15 protein-coding genes and 1 pseudogene are annotated in these 21,538 nt (G+C 72.1%); 9 read left to right on the top strand and 7 right to left on the bottom strand.

The annotated features are described in order from the left end of the window. The first annotated feature begins 113 nt into the window (after nt 1-113). Nucleotides 114-1,880 (top strand): ABC transporter ATP-binding protein, encoded by a 1,767-nt coding sequence (locus KBX21_RS13885; protein ID WP_210842156.1) that lies wholly within the window; start codon nt 114-116, stop codon nt 1,878-1,880. Next, nucleotides 1,877-3,622, top strand: a complete 1,746-nt coding sequence (locus KBX21_RS13880) for an ABC transporter ATP-binding protein (RefSeq protein ID WP_210842155.1) — start codon at nt 1,877-1,879, stop codon at nt 3,620-3,622. Before KBX21_RS13885 ends, KBX21_RS13880 begins: the two co-directional genes overlap by 4 nt. A gap of 104 nt (nt 3,623-3,726) precedes the next feature. Here the strand turns inward: KBX21_RS13880 and KBX21_RS13875 are convergent, their stop codons facing one another. After that, complete coding sequence (locus KBX21_RS13875) at nt 3,727-4,230, bottom strand: GNAT family N-acetyltransferase (protein ID WP_247665730.1); 504 nt, start codon at nt 4,228-4,230, stop codon at nt 3,727-3,729. A 207-nt stretch (nt 4,231-4,437) separates the two neighbouring features. On the opposite strand from KBX21_RS13875, the gene KBX21_RS13870 reads away from it, so the two are divergent. Together KBX21_RS13870 and KBX21_RS13865 are read left to right on the top strand one after the other, a co-directional pair. Next, the gene (locus KBX21_RS13870; RefSeq protein ID WP_210842154.1) at nt 4,438-5,004 is read left to right on the top strand and encodes a DNA-3-methyladenine glycosylase I; all 567 of its coding nucleotides are present in this window, start codon (nt 4,438-4,440) and stop codon (nt 5,002-5,004) included. A gap of 44 nt (nt 5,005-5,048) precedes the next feature. Then, a complete protein-coding gene (locus KBX21_RS13865; RefSeq protein WP_210842153.1) occupies nt 5,049-5,873 on the top strand; it encodes an NAD(P)H-binding protein in 825 nt (274 codons plus the stop codon). Nucleotides 5,874-6,160: 287 nt separating this feature from the next. Here the strand turns inward: KBX21_RS13865 and KBX21_RS13860 are convergent. After that, nucleotides 6,161-6,295: pseudogene (locus KBX21_RS13860) on the bottom strand (ABC transporter permease); the annotation flags it as partial. Nucleotides 6,296-6,609: 314 nt separating this feature from the next. Here KBX21_RS13860 and KBX21_RS13855 point away from each other — a divergent pair. Further along, the gene (locus KBX21_RS13855; protein WP_210842152.1) at nt 6,610-7,386 is read left to right on the top strand and encodes a TetR/AcrR family transcriptional regulator; all 777 of its coding nucleotides are present in this window, start codon (nt 6,610-6,612) and stop codon (nt 7,384-7,386) included. A gap of 31 nt (nt 7,387-7,417) precedes the next feature. On the opposite strand, the gene KBX21_RS13850 is transcribed toward KBX21_RS13855, so the two are convergent. The 3 genes from KBX21_RS13850 to zwf all read right to left on the bottom strand — a co-directional run bounded on the left by KBX21_RS13850 (nt 7,418) and on the right by zwf (nt 11,429). Then, nucleotides 7,418-8,056 carry a bifunctional 4-hydroxy-2-oxoglutarate aldolase/2-dehydro-3-deoxy-phosphogluconate aldolase gene (locus KBX21_RS13850; RefSeq protein WP_049579412.1) on the bottom strand — a complete coding sequence of 213 codons (639 nt, stop codon included), beginning with the start codon at nt 8,054-8,056 and terminating at the stop codon, nt 7,418-7,420. Between the two features lie 65 nt (nt 8,057-8,121). Further along, complete coding sequence (gene edd / locus KBX21_RS13845; RefSeq protein WP_049579409.1) at nt 8,122-9,957, bottom strand: phosphogluconate dehydratase; 1,836 nt, start codon at nt 9,955-9,957, stop codon at nt 8,122-8,124. Further along, nucleotides 9,954-11,429, bottom strand: coding sequence for a glucose-6-phosphate dehydrogenase (gene zwf / locus KBX21_RS13840; RefSeq protein ID WP_210842151.1), 1,476 nt, complete (start codon nt 11,427-11,429; stop codon nt 9,954-9,956). The genes edd and zwf overlap by 4 nt, the downstream gene beginning before the upstream one ends. Before the next feature lie 231 nt (nt 11,430-11,660). Here zwf and KBX21_RS13835 point away from each other — a divergent pair, with 231 nt between their 5' ends. From KBX21_RS13835 to KBX21_RS13825, 3 genes are all read left to right on the top strand, one after another. Beyond that, nucleotides 11,661-12,848 (top strand): ROK family transcriptional regulator, encoded by a 1,188-nt coding sequence (locus KBX21_RS13835; RefSeq protein ID WP_210842150.1) that lies wholly within the window; start codon nt 11,661-11,663, stop codon nt 12,846-12,848. A 358-nt stretch (nt 12,849-13,206) separates the two neighbouring features. Continuing rightward, complete coding sequence (locus tag KBX21_RS13830) at nt 13,207-13,908, top strand: hypothetical protein (RefSeq protein WP_210842149.1); 702 nt, start codon at nt 13,207-13,209, stop codon at nt 13,906-13,908. A gap of 499 nt (nt 13,909-14,407) precedes the next feature. Further along, nucleotides 14,408-16,231, top strand: coding sequence for an LCP family protein (locus KBX21_RS13825; RefSeq protein ID WP_210842148.1), 1,824 nt, complete (start codon nt 14,408-14,410; stop codon nt 16,229-16,231). Between the two features lie 568 nt (nt 16,232-16,799). Here the strand turns inward: KBX21_RS13825 and KBX21_RS13820 are convergent. Together KBX21_RS13820 and KBX21_RS13815 are read right to left on the bottom strand one after the other, a co-directional pair. Then, nucleotides 16,800-18,068 (bottom strand): hypothetical protein, encoded by a 1,269-nt coding sequence (locus tag KBX21_RS13820; protein WP_210842147.1) that lies wholly within the window; start codon nt 18,066-18,068, stop codon nt 16,800-16,802. A 376-nt stretch (nt 18,069-18,444) separates the two neighbouring features. Continuing rightward, nucleotides 18,445-19,293 (bottom strand): hypothetical protein, encoded by an 849-nt coding sequence (locus KBX21_RS13815; RefSeq protein WP_210842146.1) that lies wholly within the window; start codon nt 19,291-19,293, stop codon nt 18,445-18,447. Nucleotides 19,294-19,610: 317 nt separating this feature from the next. Here KBX21_RS13815 and KBX21_RS13810 point away from each other — a divergent pair, with 317 nt between their 5' ends. Continuing rightward, complete coding sequence (locus KBX21_RS13810; RefSeq protein WP_049579749.1) at nt 19,611-21,347, top strand: GAF domain-containing protein; 1,737 nt, start codon at nt 19,611-19,613, stop codon at nt 21,345-21,347. The last annotated feature ends 191 nt before the right edge of the window (nt 21,348-21,538 follow it).

Here is a 21,538-nt window from a genome sequence, read left to right as displayed (position 1 = left end):
CGACGTTCCCGGGCGGTCCGACCTGGACCGCGCCCCTCTGCCGGGGGTCCGCCCCGGGCGCGGTCCGGAGCCCTGGTTACATGGGCGTGATCCAGTGCACACGGAGGTGCCAGTTGCCCGAGACCACGGGTGTTCCCGGCCCCTGGGGAACCCGCCCGCTCCCCCGCTCGGCCCTTCCCCCCACCGGAACACCCGACCTGCGCGGCCCCCTGCGCTACGTGTGGTGGCTGATCACCTCCCAGCCGTGGCGGGTGCTGCGCGGCTCCTTCTACGGCACCCTGTGGATGGTCGGGCTGGTGTTCCCGCCCTACCTGCTCGCCCGCGCCATCGACGACGGTCTGCGTGCCGAGGATCCCCGCGCCCTGGTCCAGTGGGCCGGGATCACCGCCGTGGTGGCGGTGGTGACCGCGACCGTGTCGATCCTGCGGCACCGGACGATGTCCCTGGTCCGGGCGGACGCCGCGCACCGGACCATGCGCGTGATCACCCGGCACTCCACGGTGCTGGGCGCCTCTCTGTCCCGCCGCGTCTCCTCGGGCGAGCTGTCCACGGTGCAGGCCTCGGACGTCCTGCGCATCGCCCAGATCCTCACCATGACCGGCCCCGGGGTGGGCGCGGTCGTCGCCTACGCGGGCGTCTCCGTCCTGCTGTTCACCATCTCGCCGCCCCTCGCCGCGATCGTCGTGCTCGGTGTCCCGGTGCTGGCCGCCGTCATCGGCCCGCTGATGGGGCGGCTGCACGGCCACCAGAGCGTCTACCGCGAACACCAGGGGCGCACCACCGCGCTCGCCGCCGACATCGTCTCCGGTCTGCGGGTCCTGTGCGGCGTCGGAGGCAGGGCGCACTTCGCCCGCCGCTACGAGGACCGGTCCAGGGACCTGCTCCACCAGGGCTACCGGGTCAGCGAGACCACCAGCTGGTTCCAGGCGGTGAGCGCCTGCCTGCCCGTGGTCTTCCTCGGGGCGGTCACCTGGGTGGCCGCGCGTCTGGCGGTGAACGGGCAGATCACCGTGGGTGAGACCGTCGCCGTCTACGCCTATGTGGCCGTCCTCATCCTCCCGGTGTTCTTCATCATCGAGGGGGCCAGTGCCATGATCGAGGGCCTCGTCTCCGTGCGCCGGACGCTCGACCTGCTCACCCTCGACCCCCCGCCCACCGGCAGCGGCCGGGACCTCCCCGGCCCGGAGGAGGGGGCCGAACTGGTCGAACCCGACTCCGGGGTGCGTGTCCCGCCTGGCCTGACCACCGCTCTCGTCTCCGCCGACTCCGGGGCCGCCGCCGTGGTGGACCGGCTCGGGCGCTACACGGCCTCCGAGACCCTGTGGGGCGGAGTGCCGCTGCGCGACGTGGGGATCGGGGAGGTGCGCCGACGCGTGCTGGTCTCCGACAACGAGTCGTACCTGTTCGCCGGGTCGCTGCGCGAGGTCATGGACCCGCACGGCGGACACCCCGACACCGGGATCAGGGCCGCCCTGCACGTGGCGGGCGCCGACGACGTGCTCACCTCGATGCCGGACGGGCTGGACTCCGCCGTCGAACCGCAGGGCCGCAACCTCTCCGGCGGTCAGCGCCAGCGGGTCCGGTTGGCCCGGGCGCTCCTGGCCGACCCCGAGGTGCTGGTGCTGGTCGAACCCACCTCGGCCGTGGACGCGCACACCGAGTCCACCATCGCCGAGCGGCTGCACGAGGCCCGCACCGGGCGCACCACCGTGGTCGCCGGGACCTCGCCGCTCCTGCTGGACCGGGCGGACCGGGTGGTGCAGCTCGTGGACGGGCGGGTCGCCGCGGTCGGCACCCACGGCGAGCTGCTCGCCGACCGGCCCGACTACCGGGCGCTGGTGTTCCGTGGCGCCTCCGAGAACGAAGGGGACCCGGAATGAGCCTGCCCGTCGCCGACCGCGCGGAGGTCCGCCGCGACACCGTCCGGCTGCTGCGCTCCGAACGCGCACGCGTGGTCCGGGTGATCCTGCTGACCTGCCTGGCCACCGGTGCCGGGCTGGTCGGCCCCTATCTCCTGGGCCGGATCGTCAACCTGGTGGAGGCGGGCACGGCCACCCTGGGGACGGTGGACCGGTTGGCCGCCGGTGTGCTCGCGGCCGCCTTCGTGCAGCTCCTGCTCACCCGGTACGCGCGCCGCGCCGTCTACCGGTTCGGGGAGCACGTCCTGCGGCGGCTGCGGGAGGACTTCGTGGGCCGGGTGCTGTCCCTGCCGCCCCGGGTGGTGGAGCGTTCGGGCACCGGCGACCTCACCACCCGTGTCTCCGCCGACGTGGGCAACGTGGGCACCAGCCTTCGCGGGGCGCTGCCGGAGATCAGCATGGGCGTGCTCCAGGTCCTGGTCCTGGTGGTCGCGATCACCTGGCTGCACCCGCTGCTGGGCCTGTGCGCCCTGCTGGGATTCCCCCTGGTGTGGCCCGCCGCGCGCTGGTACCTGAGGCGTTCGCGCGAGACCTACCTGGCGGAGGGCGCGGCCCTGTCCACCGCGTTGGAGGGCGCCACCGCCACCGCCGAGGGCGGCCGCACCGTGGAGGCCCTGCGCGTCCAGGAGGACCGTCGAGGGGTGACCGACCGGGACGTCGGTGTCCTGTACCGGGCCCGCCGGGGCAGCCTGCGGCTGCGGTCGGTGTTGTTCCCTGTCGCCGAGGCGGTCTTCGTACTGCCCGTCTCCGTCACCCTGATGGTCGGCGGGGCGATGTACCTGAACGGCGGGATCAGCCTCGGTGTCCTGGTGACCTGCCTGCTGTACGTGCAGCAGATGGTGGACCCGACGATCGGCGTCACCCAGAGGTTGGAGGAGCTCCAGCGCGCCGGTGCGTCGTTCGCGCGCCTGCGGGGCGTGCAGCGGCTGCCGGAGGAGTCCGCGGGCTCCGGCCGGGTCCCGGCGGACGACCGGATCGAGCTGTCCGGGGTCCGCTACTCCTACGTGCCCGGCCACGACGTGCTGCGCGGGATCGACCTCAGTGTGCACCCCGGGGAACGGCTCGCCGTGGTGGGCCCCTCCGGCGCGGGCAAGACCACGATCGGCCGTCTGCTGTCCGGGGCGGACGCGCCGGGAGCGGGGCGCGTGCTGTTGGGCGGGGTTCCCGTCGCCGAGCTGGCCCCCGAGGTGCTGCGCGAGCGGATCGTCCTGGTCAACCAGGAGCACCACGTTTTCACCGGCACCCTGCGGGAGAACCTGGCCATCGCGGCTCCCGAGGGCGTCGACGTCGACGACACGGCTCTTTCGCGCGCGCTGGACGCGGTGGACGCCGACTGGGCGCGGGGGCTCGCTGACGGACTGGACACCCGGGTGGGTTCGGGCGGCGAGGCCCTGTCCCCGGCCCGGGCGCAGCAGGTGGCGCTGGCCCGCGTGGTGCTGTTGGACCCGCACACGGTGGTGCTGGACGAGGCCACCTCGCTGCTGGACCCGAGGACGGCGCGGCACACGGAGCGGTCCCTGGCTGCGGTGTTGGAGGGCCGGACGGTGATCGCGATCGCGCACCGCCTGCACACCGCGCACGACGCCGACCGGGTGGCCGTGGTCGCGGACGGGCGCGTCACCGAGCTGGGCACGCACGACGAGCTCATCGCGGCGGGCGGGGCGTACGCGGCGCTGTGGAGTTCCTGGCACGGCACCGACTGAACCGGTGCTGTGCCGGACCGGACGAGGTCGGCGGTCCGGGGTGCACCTGATCCGTGTCCCTCGGGCGGCTGCGGGGTCTCGGGACGGGCTGCGGGGGCCGACCCTCAGGCCCCCGACTCCGGGCGCGGCGACGGGCGCTCGTGGATGAACTCCAGACCGTCGATATCGTCCCACTGCTCGCCCACGTGCTCGAAGCCGAACCCCGCGATGGTCGCCAGCGAGGCGGAGTTGTCCGGCCGGATCGACGCCCGCACCACAGCGACCTCCGGCTCCGCGTCGGCCCGGCGGAGCAGCTCGACCACGCAGGCCCGCGCGTAGCCCCGGCGCCGCATCTCCGGCACCACGGAGTACCCGATCTCCACCATCCGGCGTTCGTCCGGCGGCCCGTGGAAACCGGCGTGCCCCACCGCCCAGCCCTGGTCGGCGTCCACGACCACACTGGTCAGCCAGCTGGCCCGGCCGGGCACCGCCTGGATCTGCCCGAGACGGTAACGGCACAACCAGCGCATCTCCTCGGTGGCGAAGTGCTCACCGAGTTCGACGCCAATGAGGGCACTGGCTGTCTCCGTGTCCCCCTCCGCCAGGGCGGCGAGCACGGGTTCGGACATCGCCACCAGCCGCACCCTGGGTGCGCCGGGACGGGCTCGTGGTGCGCTCGGCGTGTCCCGAGGCGTGTCTGTGCCTGTCACCCTCCCATCCTTTCCCCACCGATCCACTCGATCAACGTGTTTCCCACCCGGCACACGACTCCCACCAACCGTCACCGGTCTCCGGGACGATGGAGGCCACCCGACCACCGCACCGAGGAGCACCCCGTGACCGACACCCACCGCTGCGCCTGGGCCCGGAACGCGTCCCAGCTCATGACCGAGTACCACGACCACGAGTGGGGGCGTCCCTCGCACGCCGACGGGTACCTGTTCGAGATGCTCGTCCTGGAGGGCGCCCAGGCCGGTCTCTCCTGGTCGACGGTGCTGAACAAACGGGAGAACTACCGGCGCGCCATGGACGGCTTCGACTTCGAGCGGATCGCCGCCTACGGACAGGCCGAAACGGATCGGCTCCTCTCCGACCCGGGCATCGTCCGCAACCGCCTCAAGGTCGGCTCAGCGGTGCGCAACGCCCAGGCCTTCCAACGGGTGCGCGGGGAGTTCGGCACCTTCGACGCCTACCTGTGGGGGTGGGTCGAGGGCGAACCGGTGGTCAACCACTGGACCGCCCTCGAGGAGGTGCCGGTGACCACCGAACTGTCCGACCGGCTCAGCCGGGACCTGAAGAAGCGCGGCTTCAACTTCGTGGGCAGCACCATCGTGTACTCCTACCTCCAGGCCACCGGCGTGGTGGACGACCACCTTGAGGGCTGCCCGGCCAAGCCCGTCTGATCCTCGCCGTACGATGTACTGTACGCACTACGGAAGGATGCGTCTTGACCTTTCTCATCGCCGGGGCCACCGGCACCGTCGGCCGCGAGATCGTCCGGCAACTCGTCGCCGCAGGCCACCCCGTGCGGGCCCTCACCCGCGACCCCGAACGCGCCCGAGGAGCACTGCCCCAGGGAGCCGAGGCGGTCCGGGGCGACCTCACCGACCCCGAATACCTCGTGCCGCACCTCAGTGGCGTCGAGGGCCTGCACCTCATCACCTTCGGCGGGGACGACTACGCGCCGCTGGAGACCGGACCGCGACTGGTCGAACTGGCCGAGGCCGCGGGCGTGCGCCGGGTGACGGTGCTGTCCGACTTCTACGAGGGCGGCGTCCAGGAGGCCCTGCGTGCGAGCGCGCTCGCCTGGACCTTCCTCAACCCGGTCGAGTTCATGGCCAACCTCCTCGCGCACGCCGAGGAGATCCGCACCGAGGGCCTGATGCGGGTGTCCCGCGACCAGCCGAGCGCCATGGTGCACGAGGCCGACATCGCCTCGGTGGCGGTCAGCGCGCTCACCGAGGACGGCCACGGCGGACAGTCGTACCTGATCAGCGGCCCGGAGTCGCTGACCCCGGCCGAGCAGGCCACGCGGCTGTCCACGGCGATCGGCCGGGAGGTCAGCGTGGTCCTGCTCTCCCTGGAGGAGACCGCCCAGCGCCTGCGCACCCAAGGGCACGACGAGGAGTACGTGACCTTCGCGCTGGAGCTGGCCAGCAACCCCCCGGAGGCCGGCGGGCAGGTCCAGGACACCGTCCAGCGCGTCACCGGCCGCCCGGGGCGCACCCTGGCCCAGTGGGCCGCCGAGCACGCGGCGGAGTTCACCGGGTAGCGCCCGGGCCACCCGACCGGGCCTGATGCCCGCCCTCACTGCGGCGGACACCTCCTTCCCCGGCCCGTCGGGCCGCCCCCCGCGACACCACGGACACACGCCCACCTGACCAGCCCAAAGCCAGCCACCGAGCGCGCCCATCCCCATCCCAAGGTGCTCACAGCCCCCCGTGCCACGAACGGTCCCCCGCGCGACCCCGCTGCCCGACCAGCCCAAAGCCAGCTACCGAGCGCGCCGACCCGCCCCCGCCACCCAGGAGGCTTACGGGCACCCGTCCGGGGGAGCGATCAGCCGCCCAAAGAGCGGTACCGGTACACGGACAGCGGAGCGAACACCGCGACCAGCAGCGGCCAGACCACCGCCATCAGCAGCGGGTTCTGCGCGATCCAGGTGTCCCCGGCCACGGTCGGGTTGCCGAACAGTGCGGGTGGCGGGTGTTCGTGGTGTCCCGAGGGGGCCTTCCGGTCTCGGAACCACCGCGCCAGCTGTGAGCGGTACGCCCGGTCGTCGCGGAGGAACCGCTCGCGGCACGGGGTCTCGGCGCCCTTCGGGGCGGTCCACACGCTCAACGGTTCGCTTCGGTGCCTGGGCACTTGGCTGGTCGGGCGGCGGAAGTTCTCGTGGTGTCGCGCGGGACCGTCCGTGGCGCCCCCGCTCCCCGTCGGCCGTGGGGGCGGGGGCCTCGCGGACGTACACTGGCCCGTACGCCCTACGGACCCAGTACCAGGACGGACCGATGTCCCCGCAGAACAGCAAGAGTGGCGATCCCGCGCGCAGCCTGGCCCTGTTGTGGCGCACACAGGAACCCGCGAGCCGCCGCAGGGGCAAACCGGGGCTGAGCATCGACCGGATCGTGGTCGCGGCCACCGAACTGGCGGACTCCGAGGGGATCACCGCGCTGTCCATGCGCCGGGTCGCCGAGACCCTGGACGTCGGCACGATGTCCCTGTACACCTACGTGCCCGGCAAGGGCGAGCTCATCGACCTCATGGTGGACGCCGCCTACGCCGATCTGGACACCACGGAGCGGTCCGGCACCTGGCGGGAGCGTCTGCACCGGATCGCGCACGCCAACCGCGACCTCTACATCCGCCACCCGTGGATGCTCCAGACCGTCACCACGCGTCTCCTCGGTCCCAACCTCATCGCCAAGTACGACCACGAGCTCTCCGCCGTGGACGGGCTGGGGTTGAGCGAGGTCGAGATGGACTCCACCGTCAGCCTGGTCAACGGCTACGTGGAGAGCACCGCCCGGCAGACCGTCGACTCCGAGTGGATCGCCCGGGACTCGGGGATGGACGACCAGCAGTGGTGGCGGACCGCCGACCCCCTGCTGTCCGCGCTGATCGACGACTCCAGGTACCCGACGGCCGCGCGGGTGGGCGTGGCGGTCGGCACCACCCACCAGGCGCTCTACGAACCCGACCACGAGTTCGCCTTCGGGCTGGAGCGGGTCCTGGACGGGGTGCAGGTCCTGGTCGACGCCCGCTCCTCAGGCGCCGACCAGCCCTGAATCCGATCGGGCCGACCGAACCCGGCCCGGTTCAGCGCTCCAGCGCCGCGGCCTCGCGCGCGAGCTCGGTGACCTCGTCCCAACGGCCCTCGCCGACCAGCGCGGCGGGGGTGAGCCAGCTGCCTCCCACACAGCCCACGTTGGGCAGCGCGAGGTAGCTCTGGGCGCTGCGCGCGGTGATTCCGCCGGTGGGGCAGAACCGGACCTGCGGCAGCGGGCCGGTGAGCGACTTCAGGAACGCCGCCCCACCCGAGGCCTCGGCCGGGAAGAACTTGAGCTCGGTCAGCCCGAGCTCCAGCAGCGCCATCGCCTCCGACACCGTCGCCACCCCCGGCAGGGCGGGCAGCCCGGTGTCGGCCATCGCCCGGGCCAGCGACGGCGTGCACCCGGGGCTGACGAGGAAACGCGCCCCCGCCTTGGCGGCGGAGCGGGCCTGCTCGCCGTTGACGATGGTCCCGGCGCCCACCACGGCCTCCGGCACCTCCTGGGCGATCCGCTCGATGGCGTCCAGGGCCGCCGGGGTCCGCAGGGTCACCTCGATGCCGGGCAGACCGCCCGCCACCAGGGCTCGTGCCAGCGGGACGGCGTGTTCGGCGTCCTCGACCACCACTACGGGCATCACCGGTGCGAGGTCGAGCACGTCCGCACCTGAGCGGGGGATCGTCGTCATGGCTGTCTCCAAGTGGTCAGTGGGTACGTGCGTCGCGGACGGCGGGCCGGGCGGCCCGCCCGCGCTCAGTGGCCGAAGACCCCGGCGCCGGTCTCGGCCGGGCCGACCGCCCCGCGCAGGGCGGCGAAGAGTTCGCGTCCGGTCCCGGCGGAGGAGTCCACCGTGGGCCGGGCGTCCTCGCGCCCGTCGAGGTCGGCCAGGACCTCCAGTGTGCCCCGGACCGCGTCCAGCCGGATGCGATCGCCGTCCCGGACCCTGGCCAGCGGGCCGCCCGCCTCCGCCTCGGGTGAGACGTGGATGGCTGCGGGCACCTTGCCGGACGCGCCGGACATGCGCCCGTCGGTGACCAGGGCGACCTTCTGGCCCCGGTCCTGGAGCACGGCCAGCGGCGGGGTGAGCTTGTGCAGCTCCGGCATGCCGTTGGCGCGCGGGCCCTGGAACCGGACCACGGCGACGAAGTCCCCGGTCAGCTCTCCGGCGGCGAAGGCCGTCTGGAGTTCGGCCTGGTCCCCGAAGACCCGGGCGGGGGCCTCGACGACGTGCCGCTCGGGCGCCACGGCGGACACCTTGATCACGGCGCGGCCGAGGTTGCCCTCCAGCATGCGCAGTCCGCCGTCGGGGGCGAAGGGGTCGGTGGCCGGGCGCAGCACCGTCGTGTCCGCGCTCTCCGTGGGGCCGTCCACCCAGGTCAGCTGGCCACTCTCGGTCAGCTCGGGGACCTGGCGGTAGCGGTTCAGGCCCGGACCGGCGATGGTCCGGACGTCCTCGTGCAGGAGCCCGGCGTCCAGCAGGGTGCCGATGAGGAAGGCCATGCCGCCCACCTCGTGGAACCGGTTCACGTCGGCGGCGCCGTTGGGGTACATGCGGGTGAGCAGCGGCACGGCCTCGGACAGGTCGGCGAAGTCGTCCCAGGTGAGCTGGATCCCGGCGGCACGGGCGATGGCGACCAGGTGCAGCGTGTGGTTGCTGGAGCCGCCGGTGGCCAGCAGCGCGACCACGGCGTTCACGATGGCCTTCTCGTCGATCTGCTCGCCGACCGGGGTGTGGTGTTCGGTGAGGGAGGTCAGCCCGAGCACGCGGCGGCCGGCCTCGGAGGTCAGGGCCTCGCGCAGCGGGGTGCCGGGCTGCTCGAAGCTGGCCCCGGGCAGGTGCAGGCCCATGACCTCCATGAGCATCTGGTTGGAGTTGGCGGTGCCGTAGAAGGTGCAGGTGCCGGGCGAGTGGTAGGCGGCGGACTCGGCCTGGAGCAGCTCCGTGCGGCCGACCCTGCCCTCGGCGAACTTCTGGCGGACCCGCGCCTTCTCCTTGTTGGGCAGGCCGGAGTGCATGGGACCGGCGGGCACGAAGGCCACCGGCAGGTGACCGAAGGACAGGGCGCCGATGAGCAGGCCGGGCACGATCTTGTCGCACACGCCGAGCATGAGAGCGCCGTCGAACATGTCGTGGGACAGCGCCACGGCCGCCGACATCGCGATCACGTCGCGGCTGAACAGGGACAGTTCCATGCCCGCCCGCCCCTGGGTGATGCCGTCGCACATGGCGGGCACCCCGCCCGCGAACTGGGCGACCCCGCCCGCCTCCGCGACCGCCTTCTTGATGACGGCGGGGTAGGTCTCCAGGGGCTGGTGGGCGGAGAGCATGTCGTTGTACGCGGAGACGATCGCCAGGTTGGGGGTGACGTCACCAGCCAGCGAGAGCTTGTCTCCGACCCCGCAGGCGGCGAAACCGTGCGCGAGGTTGGCGCAGCCCAGGGAGGTGCGGGACGGGCCCTGGCCGACCGCTTCACGGACACGGGTCAGGTAGGCGGAGCGGGTCGCGTCGCTGCGCTCGGTCAGGCGCCGGGTGACCTCCGCGATCACCGGGTGGACGACGGGGGTGGTGCCGGGGGTGTGCGCGGTCATGCCTGCTCCTCTTCGTGCCACGTGCTGCCGGAACGGCCGATGAGCCGCTGCGCTCCTGCGGGGCCGGAGCTTCCGGCGGGGTAGGTCTCGGGTGGGGTGTCGAGGCCCTGCCAGGCCTCGATGACGGGGTCCACCCACCGCCACGCGGCCTCGACCTCGTCGCGGCGCATGAAGAGGGTGGAGTCCCCGGCCAACACGTCCATCAGCAGCCGCTCGTAGGCCTCGGGAGAGCGGGTGGCGAAGGTGTCGGCGAAGCTGAGCTCCAGCGGGACCGGCCGCAGACGCAGCGCACCGGCGCCGGGCGTCTTGGCCAGCATGGTCAGGTGTATGCCCTCGTCGGGCTGGAGGCGGATGACGAGGCTGCCAGCTCCGGAGGCCGCGGCCCCGGGGAAGATGGTGTGCGGGACGTCGCGGAAGCGGATGACGATCTCGGAGCGGGCGTGCCCCAGGCGCTTGCCGGTGCGCAGGTAGAAGGGGACTCCCGCCCACCGCCAGTTGGCGACCTCGGCGCGCAGGGCCACGAAGGTCTCGGTGTCGCTGGTCGCCGGTCCGCCCGCCTCGTCCAGGTAGCCGAGGACCTCCTCGCCCTGGACCGTCCCCCTCGTGTACTGGCCGCGCACGGTGTGTTCGGCGACCCGGTTCCCGGAGAGGGGTCTCAGGGACTGGAGGACCTTGAGCTTCTCGTCCCGGACGGCGTCGCGGTCGTAGCTGGCCGGGGGCTCCATGGCGGTGAGGCAGAGCAGCTGGAGCAGGTGGTTCTGCACCATGTCGCGCATGGCGCCGGAGGAGTCGTAGTAGCCGCGCCGTCCGCCCACGCCCACGGTCTCGGTGGCGGTGATCTGCACGTGGTCGATCCACCGGGAGTTCCACAGGGGTTCGAGGAAGACGTTGGCGAACCGCAGCACGAGCAGGTTCTGCACGGTCTCCTTCCCCAGGTAGTGGTCGATCCGGTAGGTGCGGGACTCCTCGAAGACCGCGCCCACGGCGTCGTTGACGGCCTTGGCGGAGTCGAGGTCGCGGCCGAGCGGCTTCTCCATGACGACACGGGACTCGGGGGTGACCAGGCCCGCGTCCTGGAGCCCCTGGCAGATGGCCCCGGAGATCATCGGCGGCACGGCGAGGTAGAAGACGCGGTCGCGGCCGGGGGTGAGGGCGGCGGCGAGGTCGGTCCATCCGGAGGGGTCGCCGCCGACGTCGACGGTCACGTGGGAGAGGCGGCCGAGGAAACGACGCAGGACCTCGGGTTCGACCACCTGGACGGCACTGTGGCTCCCGACTGCGGAGGAGGCCTTGTCGCGCAGGTCGGCGTCGGTGAGGCCGTCCTGGGAGACCGCCACGACCCGGGTGTCCCCGCCAAGGTGGCCGTCACGGTCCAGGAGGTAGAGGGAGGGGAGCAGTTTACGCATGGACAGGTCACCGGTTCCGCCGAAGACCACCAGGTCGGTGGGGCGGGGCACGGGCTGCTGCGGCATTCGGTTGGCTCCTGCGAGAGGGGAGGACGTGCGAGGGGTGAGACGGGGGGCGCGGAGGTGGTGGCGGGGGGCTACCGCCGCACTGGGGGCGAGTGGCCCTGGACGAGGGGTCCATGGTCCGGTTTCGACCCTAATCGCACTATGGTAAAAAACCAAGCACACTTCATAACATTAGTTTACATAAGTGCACGAACTTCAAGCCACACCGCCAAGCGAATGGTTGAATGAGGCATGGCCAGAACCCCGGGACGCCTGTCCTCCACCGCCACCAGCGGACACATCCTGGAGATGATCCGCACCGGCAGCGCCACCAGCCGCTCCGAGATCGCCCGCGCCACGGGGCTCTCCCGTCCGTCCGTGGCCCTGCGGGTCACCGAGCTGATGGACGGCGGACTGGTGACTGAGGGGACCCGCGCCGCCTCCAGCGGGGGCCGACCGCCCACACTGCTGGAGTTCAACGCCTCCAACGGGCTGATCCTCACCGCGGCCCTCGGCATGGCCCGCAGCCAGGCGGCCGTGTGCGATCTCGACGGGCGGGTGCTGCTGCGCGCCCCCGGAACCCCCCACATGGAGCAGGGCCCGGACGCCACCGTGCCCTGGCTGTTGGACACGTGGTCGGAGCAGATCTCCGAGCTGGGCCGCTCCCCCGACGAGGTGCGCGGGGTGGGCATCGGACTGCCCGGCACCGTGGAGTTCCACGCCGGACGCGCCGAGGACCGCCCGGTCCTGGGCAAGTGGGCGGGCGTGGCCCTGGGCCCGATGGTCGCGGAGCGCTTCCCCGTCCCGGTGATGGTGGACAACGACGTGAACGTGATGGCGCTCGGGGAGCACATCGCGGGCGGTCACGGCCACACCGACGACATGGTGTTCGTGAAGGTCTCCACGGGAATCGGCGCGGGTCTGGTCTCCGGCGGCCGCCTGCTGCGCGGCGCTCTGGGCGCGGCCGGGGAGATCGGCCACGTCCCCGTACGGGACGGCGGCGGCCTGCCGTGCCGCTGCGGCAACACCGACTGCCTGGAGGCGGTGGCGGGCGGGCGCAGGCTCCTGGTCCAGGCGGCAGAGCAGGGCCGCGAGGTGACGGGGCTCAAGGAGCTGGTGGCGCTGGCTTCGGAGGGCGACCCGGTGGCGGTCACCCTGGTGCGCGAGGCCGGGCGGCGACTGGGCGAGACCCTGGCGGGCGCGGTGAACCTGCTCAACCCGGAGCTGATCGTGCTCGGCGGCGACCTCTCGGAGGCCTACGACCACCTGGTGGCGGGCGTGCGCGAGGTGGTGTTCCAGCAGTGCACGGCCCTGGCCACGCGCCAGCTGAGGATCGTGGCGAGCACGCTGTGGGACGACGCCGGGGTGCGCGGCTGCGCGGCGATGGTCAGTGAGGAGATCCTCTCGCCGGAGGCCGTGAACGGACTCCTGGCCGGTTAGGTCCGTCGGGGCCTCCGGACGCCGCGGTACCCCCGCGATCGCCCGACTCCTCCGGGGAGAGTCGTCCGACTGTCCACAGGCTGTGGACAGCGATGTTTACCCGGATCGGGGCCGGGCAGGCGGTAGTGAAGGCGAACTGTCGATCCTGCCCCCATCTGTCCTGAACTGGGAAGGCGCCGCGTCCGCGAGCGCCCGCTCCGTCGTGACACTTGACAACGAGCACCGAACTGCCGAATAGTCACGCACCCGAGTACCAGCTGGCACTCGAACACCCTCCGTCACCCCCGCACCCGCAGCCCCCGTCAACACCGTGGCCATGTCCCGTGCGGACCACCGCCCGGAAAGGTCTCCCGTACACATGCTGCTCGAAAACCCCGCCGTGCTCGTCGTGATCGGCGCCGGGATCAGCCTCGTCACCAGCGTGGTCGTGACCGCGCTGCACTCCCGGCAGATCCGCCGCGCCGAACTGCGCACCGGCACCCGAACCTCCGCCCGCAACCTCACCAGCGCCTTCATCGCGGAGCGCGACGGCACCGGCGATGGCACCGACTTCCTGCGCGAGGCGGAACTCACGGTCATGTCGATGACCGACCGCAAGGCCCGGGAGCGGCTCAGCGAGGTCGTCCGTCTGCTGCGCGAACACGACCTGCCCGAGGTCGAGCAGCTGAGCGGGGTCAGCGCGGCCACCGCCAAGCGCGTCCTGTGCGACCACGCCCTGGAGGTCCTCGGCGCCCACCTGCGCGCGGACCGTCTGCCCGAGGTGCCCGCCCTGATGCGCAAGATGCTCAGTGTGGAGGAGGAGGCCCTGAGCATCCACTCCGGCGAGGCCCCCAGACCCAGCGCGCCCATCGAGAAGAGCTCGGTCACCCCGCGTCCGCGCCACACCGGCACCGCCAAGGCCGCCAGCGGCTCCGGAAGCACCGGCGGCACCGCGCGCAAGACCACCAAGAGCACGAGGACCAGCGCCAAGCCGAGCGGCAAGGGCGGCGGCCGTGCCGCGACCGCCACCGAGGAGGAGCCCGAGAAGAAGGAGAAGGAGAGCGGCTTCTGGGACGACTGATCCCGGTCGGGCCGCGAGCGATCCCCGGGACCGAAGGCTCCCAGGCCCCGCAGAACGTGACATCAGGCCCTATCCCACCTCCTCACCACCAATAACCCGTGTCGTACCGGCGCGTCGGAAGTGGTTCCCAAGGGAACAGATGAGACAGTCAGACAGAAAACTCGCAGACGACTGCCACCCGGCGAAGGAATTGTACGGCGCAATTGTGGTCAGGAACCGCGCGCATGGACAACCCGAGCACGCACTCAACGAGAACTTCACCTAGGATCACTGCCACGCGCAGGTTCCGGTGTACTTGGCGAACCCAGTCCGTTGGTGTCCCGGCTTTTCACCATGCCTCGGCACTCCCCCTCGGCGATTTTTCGGTCAGGATTCCGGTCTGCCCGCGTGTTTCCCCCGCGCGACCCCCGCCCTCCCCCGGACTCGGACGCGTGACCCTTCAGGGTCGGTGTCCGGCCGTTGGCACGCCCAGCCGTCCGAACTCACCGAGATTGTCACGATGCCCGCTGACGAGAACTCCGCCGATTCCGGCGCGGACCAGACACCAGACGAGAACTCCGAGCCCTCCGCTCAGGCCGAGGGCGCCGAGGAGCAGGACGTGAGGCGGGAAGGGCCGGACGATAACGGCCCCGACTCCGCCGGTCCCGCCGACTCCGACGTGCCCGGCGAGGCCAACGAGCCAACCGAGCCCGATGCTCCCACCGAGGAGCCTTCGGCCGAAGGCGAGCCCGCGACCAACGGGGAGGACGCTCCGGAGACCGTCGCCATAGACGTCGACGCGCCGGTCGCGACCACGGGGTCCGGTTCGGGGGACACCGAAGCCGAACCCGGGGAGTCCTCGGAGCACAGCCCGGGTGAGGGCCCGGACGAGGCCGCGGACAAGGCCGCGGACGAGGTCGCACGGGAGGACGGGGAGAAGGGCTCGGAGGAGGACGGCGACGAGACCGGCACCGCCGCCGCCTCGGTGCCGGACACCGACGGCCCGGACACCGAAGGCCCGGACACCCCGGAGCCGGGCGCCAAGGCCGCGCCGGACGGTGACGCCGAGGGGGCCGGGAGCGGGGACGACCCGGAACCGGACGCCTCGACCACGGTCGCGGCGGCCGCGGCCACGTCGGGCAAGCAGAACAAGCGCAAGCGCAGCCGCCTGCGCAGGGTGGTCATGTGGACCTCCGCGTCCCTGGCGCTGATCCTGCTGGTCGGGGTGGGCACCGCCTACGCCTACTACTACTCGCTGCGCTCCGACATGGTGCAGCACGACATCGAGGCACTGCTCGGCGACGAGGAGCGGCCGGACAAGATCAGCGACGCCGTCAACATCCTCTTCATCGGATCTGACGGCTATGAGGAGGACAGCCCCGCCTACTCGACCGAGTTCGAGGGCGAGCGCTCCGACTCCCTGATGCTCGCGCACATCTCGCCCGACAAGCGCGTCTCGGTGGTCAGCTTCCCGCGCGACTCACTGGTGCAGCTGCCCGAGTGCGACTCCTACGGCAAGACCGAGGGCACCTACGGCTACTTCGGCATGATCAACGCCGCGATGTACCACGGCGGACCGCCCTGCGTGGTGAGGACCATCGAGACCCTCACCGACATCCGGGTCGACCACTTCGTGCACCTGAGCTTCGCGAGCTTCCGCGACGTCGTGAACGCCATGGGCGGGGTGGACATGTGCATCCCGGAGCCCATGCAGGACCGCCGCGCCAAGCTGGACCTCGACGCCGGTGACCAGACGCTCGACGGCGAGCAGGCGCTGTCCTTCGTTCGCGCCCGCTACGACATCGGCGACGGCGGGGACATGGGCCGCATCGACCGCCAGCAGATGTTCCTGGCCGCCCTGGCGGACCAGGTGACCAGCAGTGACGTGCTCAGCAGCCCGAGCAAGCTCAACGGCATACTCCAGGCGGTGGCCCAGCACAGCGCCACCGACCGCGAGCTGTCGCTGGACCGGATGCTGTCCATCGCGGTCACCATGGCCGACGTGGACCTGTCCGACATCGAGTTCCACACGGTTCCCTGGTACCAGGCGCCCTACGACCCGAACCGGGTCATGTGGCACGAGGAGGAGGCCGCCGAGCTGTTCTCCGCCGTGCGTGAGGACCGCCCGCTGCCCGAACTGCTCGCCGACGACTCCCCCGTGCCGGAGGAGCAGCCCGGGGACGAGCCCACTCCGGTCGACACCGGCTCCGAGGGCACTGAGGAGGAGGCCGAGTCCGGCGCCGCCTCCCCTGAGCCGTCCGCGCGTCCGGGCGAGGGACGCGACGCCACGTCCAACCCGTGCCAGGACGGCCTCGGCTTCGGTACCGGCGAGGACGGCTGGTAGCCACGCGCGACCGAACCGTTCACACAGAGGGCCTCCACCGCGGACAGCGGCGGAGGCCCTCTCGTCTGCGGTGGCGGGGCGCCCCGGCGGAGGCCCCGTACACGCCGCCGAGGGTCGTCCACCACCGCGTCGCGGGGGTCGTGTCCTGCCACTGCGCAAGGGTTCGTATCCGCCGTCCCGCGTGACCGCCGGTGGACGAGGTCCACACACCCGGAGGGTCGTCTCCCCGCAAGGCCCCCTCCCGCCGTCCCGCGTGACCGCCGATGACCGAGGTCCGCACACGCGCAGGGTGTCCCGCCACCCCGCAAGGCCCCCTCCCGCCGTCCCGCGTGACCGCCGGTGGACGAGGTCCGCACACGCGGAGGGCCCCCGTCGCGATCCGCGACGGGGGCCCCTTCATGCCCCTGGCAGGGCAGGTGCCCCGGGCGGCGGGAACTCTGGCTCTCCGCTGGTACGTGCCGGGAAACCCCCACAGTCCCCACTGGCACCACGGTCAACGGAGATGGTCCCGCTCACCGCCCGAGGCGTGGTGCGCCCGCCACGACCGACGGGCGCACGTTCGTGGTCCCTACAGTCCGAGCGGCAGTTCGAGGGGCAGGTCGCCGCCGGTCAGCTCCTCGGTGCCCAGCTCGGAGGCGAGGGGCAGCGGGGCGACCTCGGGCTTGCCCAGCTCGGGCAGGCCCTGGACGTCGACCAGGTCGCCGCCGGGCGTCTTCGGCAGCAGGTCGCCGACCAGGTCCGTTCCAGCGCCGGACATCGACAGGGTGTCCTCGACCCCCAGGCCGCTGACAGCCCCACGGACCTCACCCACGGTGTCGGTCACGGCGTCCTCAGCGGCACCCACCGTCTGCAACTCCGAGGCCCCGGACATCGGCAGGGTCTCCCCAACCCCCAGGCCGCTGACAGCGCCACGGACCTCACCCACGGTGTCAGTGACCGCGTCCTCAGCGGCACCCACCGTCTGCAACTCCGAGGCCCCGGACATCGGCAGGGTCTCCCCAACCCCCAGGCCGCTGACAGCCCCACGGACGTCACCCACGGTGTCAGTGACCGCGTCCTCGGCCGCACCCACCGTCTGGAACTCCGAGGCCCCGGACATGTGCAGCTTGTCCTTGACGTCCTTGGGCAGCAGGGTGGTCAGACCCCCGGTGAGGTCGGCGTTCTCGCCCGCGTCCAGACCGACCGGCCCGCTCATCGGGACGGTCTCGCCCAGCTGCTTGACGCCGAGGTCGTCCAGGCCGACCACGTCGAGGCCGGGCTGGTGCAGACCGCTCTGGGCACGGGTGCCCAGCTCGGTGACGGTGTCGTCGACGACGGAGGCACCCTCGGCCAGGTTGAGGGGGGAGCTGGGGGCGCTCAGCGGCAGGGTCTGGCCGCCGTCCAGGGAGAGGCCGTCGAGCAGGCCGGTGCTGCCGAGCAGCATGGAGACCGGGTCCACCGCGCCGCCGGCCTCGCTGAGCGGCAGGGTCTCCGTGGCCTTGCCGAGGTCCAGCGGGCCGACGTTCCCGGCGTTGTCCTTGCCGGTCGTGATCGGGGTGTCGGCGGAGACGGTGTCACCGACGACCGTCCCGACGGGGTCGCTCTGGCCGGACTGGTGCTGGATGTCGGGCTGGGCGGAGATCTTGCCGGGCTGGACCTTGACCAGGTCGCCGAGCGGCGTGGAGACGCCTTCGGTCAGGGCGGCGGGGACGTGGTTGCCCAGGTCGCCCAGGGGGAGGCCGTCCGTGACACCGCCGAGTGTGTCGGCCCCGGCGACGCCGGCGCCGAGGGCGACGAATCCAGCGGTCCCGGCGGCCACGAGCAGGGTCCGAGCAGAGGTACGGGCGGTGTGGAACATGAGTTTCCTTCCGGAGTGAGCGTGTGTTCTGTTCGAGGGGGCGCGACGGAGCGGGTGTCGTGCCCCGTCGCGCCGAACCGTCTCCCTGGCCAGGGGTTTCGGTCCTGAGGGTGGTACGGGCGAGCTCTCCGGTCGGTGAACCCCTGCGTCCCTGGTGGGGGCGAGTGGGATCGATCCGGATCCAGTCGGTCGGTCTGGCGGACCACCGGCTGACGTGAACCTCGCGATCGAGGTGCGGGATTCACGTCAACCCCCAGAAGGTCACCGAGTGGCTGGTGCCGCTGGGAAGGGTGTGGCTTGGAAAGCCGTGCCGGGCTGATCGCGTGCGGCGCGGGACGCTCGTGGCGTGCGGCGCGGGACGCGGTCCGGTGGTCCGCTAGTCCGGAGAGAAGGTCGGCTCGTCCGCGGAGTCGGCGGGAGCCGAGCGCAGGACGTGCCGGGCGGCCTGGAACAGGCCGGGGGCGGGCGCCGGGGCGCCGGTAACGGGCAGGAACCCGGCGACGGCGGGCGCGGAGGGGGTGCCACCGGACGCGGGGGCGCTGCCGCCCGCGATGGTGGTGAGCGCCTCGGTGGAGCGGGGGGCGGAGTCGGTGGCCCGGTCGCGCTCGGTGGTGCCCTTGGCCCGGTACTCGACGGAACCGAGCTCCTGGGCCGCGGCCAGCGCTTCGGCGGCGGGCCGTTCGGCCACCGCACGGTGCTCTTCCGGGGCCTTGGCCTCGGTCTCGCGGTCCTGGCGGTCGTCCGCGGAGGGGGCGTCGTCCTCGGTTCCCGGCGCGGGTTCGGTGTCCTGCGCGGGGTCCGTGGCGACCAGTTCGGACAGGTGGTCAGGGCGCGGAAGGGAGGTTTCCCGAACCACGTCCCGCACCTGCTGGACGGGTGCGGAGGCCTCGGTCTCGACCGCACGCGCGGCCTCCGAGGCACCGTTCACCGCCTCCGTGGCGTGCTGGGTGGCGCGCTCACTCACGGTGGTGACCGCGCCGCTGAGGGAACCCCCGAGCGTCTCGGTGCCCGCCACCAGGCCGGAGGAACTCCCCACCACACCGGCGGTGAGGGGGTTGTCGGCGCCGGGCAGCTCCGAGGAGTGCGCCGGGGCGGCGGAGACGAGCCACACGGTGAACAGGACCCCGGTGAGCAGACCGGCGAGCGTCAGCGCTCGTCGGAGCGGTTCCGGGCACACGGTGGGACGGACGCCGATGGCGCCGACCGTACCGTGATATCCAGACACCGGGGCTTCCTTCCGCCGTGTGAGCCGGTCCGTTCCGGTGAGGTACCGGGGGGACGACGGGCTCGAGGGGTTCGTGTGAGTGGCACCCCGGAACCTGGGGGTGCGGGGGCGGGGCGCGAGGTCACAGAGTGCCTTCCTGCGCCGACTGACGGTGACGTTAGCATGAATTGCCGGGCCCCTGTCCTCGATTCCAAAGGAATTCCCAGCACCTCGAACAAGCTTCCTAGCAGCAAGATGTGGCAAACCGGGAAAAAACCAACGACAATTCGAGTATTAGCCCTCAACCCCTCAACGGCTCTGCGGAGGTTGAACCACACATGACCAAGATCCCCCAGAGCCACCGGTGGTCCCCGAAGTCCCTGGACGAGCTCCTCGCGGATGTGCACTCCCAGATGAACCCGGGGCTCTCCGCTCAGGGGAGGATGCACTCTCTGCTCCAGGCCGTCCTGGACATCGGTGGCGACCTGGACCTGGCGACCGTACTGCGACGGCTCACCGAGGCCGCCGCCCACCTGGCCGAGGCCAGGTTCGCCGGGCTGGGCGTGATCGGTGAGGACGGCGGTTTCACCGAGTTCATCCCGGTCGGGTTCACCCAGGCGCAGGCCGAGCGGATCGGCCGGTTCCCGCACGGCAAGGGCGTGCTCGGCACTCCCTCGTTCGAGCAGGCCACGCTCCGCCTCTCCGACCTGCGCGACCACCCGGACTTCGGCGGTTTCCCGGAGGGCCACCCGAGGATGTCCAGCTTCCTCGGTGTGCCGATCCAGGTACGCGGCGAGGTGTTCGGCAACCTCTACCTGACGGAGAAGGAGAACGGCGGGGAGTTCGACGAGGAGGACGAGACCATCGTGACCGCGCTGGCGACCGCCGCCGGTGTGGCCATCGAGAACGCCCGTCTGTACGAGGAGACCCGGCTGCGCGAGCGGTGGCTGGCCGCCTCCACGGAGATCACCACCCGACTGCTGTCGGGCGCGGACACCGACGAGGTGCTGGCCTACCTCGCCGCCCAGGCCAGGGAGATCGCTGGCGCGGACACCGCCGTGGTGATGCTGCCGGACCCGCACGCGCGGGGGCACCTGTTCGCGGAGTTCGCGGACGGCCCGATCGCCCAGGAGATCCTGGGGACGCCCGTGGAGATCCAGGACTCCGCCTGCGGCTCGGTGTACGAGTCGGGTGAGGCCGCGGCCATCCCCGACCTGCGCCAGGCCAACTGCCCCATGCTCACCCACCGCGGCTACGGCCCCGGGTTGCTCGTGCCGTTGGGCACCCCCGGCAACACCCGTGGGGTGCTCCTGCTCGGCAAGCTCTCCGAGCGGGCGCCGTTCGACTCCAACATAAGACGCATGCTGAACTCCTTCTCCGTGCAGGCGGGGGTGGCGCTGGAGCTGGCCGAGGCCCGGCGGGACAGCGAGCGGATCGTGGTGTTGGAGGAGCGGGACCGGATCGCCAAGGACCTGCACGACGTGGTGATCCAGCGGCTGTTCGCGTCCGCGATGACCCTCATGAGCACGGTCCGGCTCATCGGCTCCACGGAGGCGGAGGAGCGGGTCCAGCGCACCATCGACGAGCTGGACAGCACGATCCGGGAGATCAGGTCGACCATCTTCGACCTCCAGCACCCGCCGAGCAGACGGGACACGTCGCTGCGGGGGCAGATCCTGCGGCTGGCGGAGAACACCGCGCACAGTCTGGGCTGCCACCCGGGTGTGAGCCTGGACGGCCCGATCGACGCGTCCGTGCCCGACGAGGTGGGCGAACAGCTGCTGGCGGTCCTGGGTGAGGGGTTGACCAACGTCGCCCGGCACGCGCGCGCCACGGAGGTGCACGTCTCGGTGACGGTGGAGGAGCAGTCGACCACCGGCCGACCCACCACCCTGGTCCTGACCATCACCGACAACGGGGTGGGGCTGCCCGAGGAGGGCCGCCGCAGTGGCCTGCGCAACCTGGACCAGCGGGCCCAGGCGCTGGGCGGCGGGTTCAGCGCGGGCAGGGGCGAGGAGGGTGGCACCGTGCTGGTGTGGAGGGTGCCGGTCCCGGGCTCCAACGCACAGCCGTGAGGCAGAAGCCCGGCAACACCCTGCCGGGGTGGAAGGTACCCGTCCCGGGCTCCAACGCACAGCCGTGAGACACAACCCCGGCAGCACCCTGCCGGGGTGGAAGTACCGGTGCCGGGCTCCGACGGCACGCAGGTGTGACGCACGATCGGCTGCATCCAATCCGGTCGGCGGCCCGGACCCGGGAAGTACCG

The sequence above is a fragment of the Nocardiopsis sp. B62 genome, from assembly GCF_018070675.1.
Lineage (GTDB): Bacteria > Actinomycetota > Actinomycetes > Streptosporangiales > Streptosporangiaceae > Nocardiopsis > Nocardiopsis prasina.
Note: the sequence above shows the minus strand (reverse complement) of the source record. Positions and strands in the feature narration are given on the sequence as shown.

What these genes read in the sequence shown, in the direction of transcription:
- KBX21_RS13850 (WP_049579412.1), bottom strand. Translation starts at nt 8,056, where the DNA reads ATGACGACGATCCCCCGCTCAGGTGCGGACGTGCTCGACCTCGCACCG.
- edd (WP_049579409.1), bottom strand. Translation starts at nt 9,957, where the DNA reads ATGACCGCGCACACCCCCGGCACCACCCCCGTCGTCCACCCGGTGATC.
- KBX21_RS13855 (WP_210842152.1), top strand. Translation starts at nt 6,610, where the DNA reads ATGTCCCCGCAGAACAGCAAGAGTGGCGATCCCGCGCGCAGCCTGGCC.
- KBX21_RS13835 (WP_210842150.1), top strand. Translation starts at nt 11,661, where the DNA reads ATGGCCAGAACCCCGGGACGCCTGTCCTCCACCGCCACCAGCGGACAC.
- zwf (WP_210842151.1), bottom strand. Translation starts at nt 11,429, where the DNA reads ATGCCGCAGCAGCCCGTGCCCCGCCCCACCGACCTGGTGGTCTTCGGC.
- KBX21_RS13830 (WP_210842149.1), top strand. Translation starts at nt 13,207, where the DNA reads ATGCTGCTCGAAAACCCCGCCGTGCTCGTCGTGATCGGCGCCGGGATC.
- KBX21_RS13820 (WP_210842147.1), bottom strand. Translation starts at nt 18,068, where the DNA reads ATGTTCCACACCGCCCGTACCTCTGCTCGGACCCTGCTCGTGGCCGCC.
- KBX21_RS13825 (WP_210842148.1), top strand. Translation starts at nt 14,408, where the DNA reads ATGCCCGCTGACGAGAACTCCGCCGATTCCGGCGCGGACCAGACACCA.
- KBX21_RS13875 (WP_247665730.1), bottom strand. Translation starts at nt 4,230, where the DNA reads ATGTCCGAACCCGTGCTCGCCGCCCTGGCGGAGGGGGACACGGAGACA.
- KBX21_RS13880 (WP_210842155.1), top strand. Translation starts at nt 1,877, where the DNA reads ATGAGCCTGCCCGTCGCCGACCGCGCGGAGGTCCGCCGCGACACCGTC.
- KBX21_RS13810 (WP_049579749.1), top strand. Translation starts at nt 19,611, where the DNA reads ATGACCAAGATCCCCCAGAGCCACCGGTGGTCCCCGAAGTCCCTGGAC.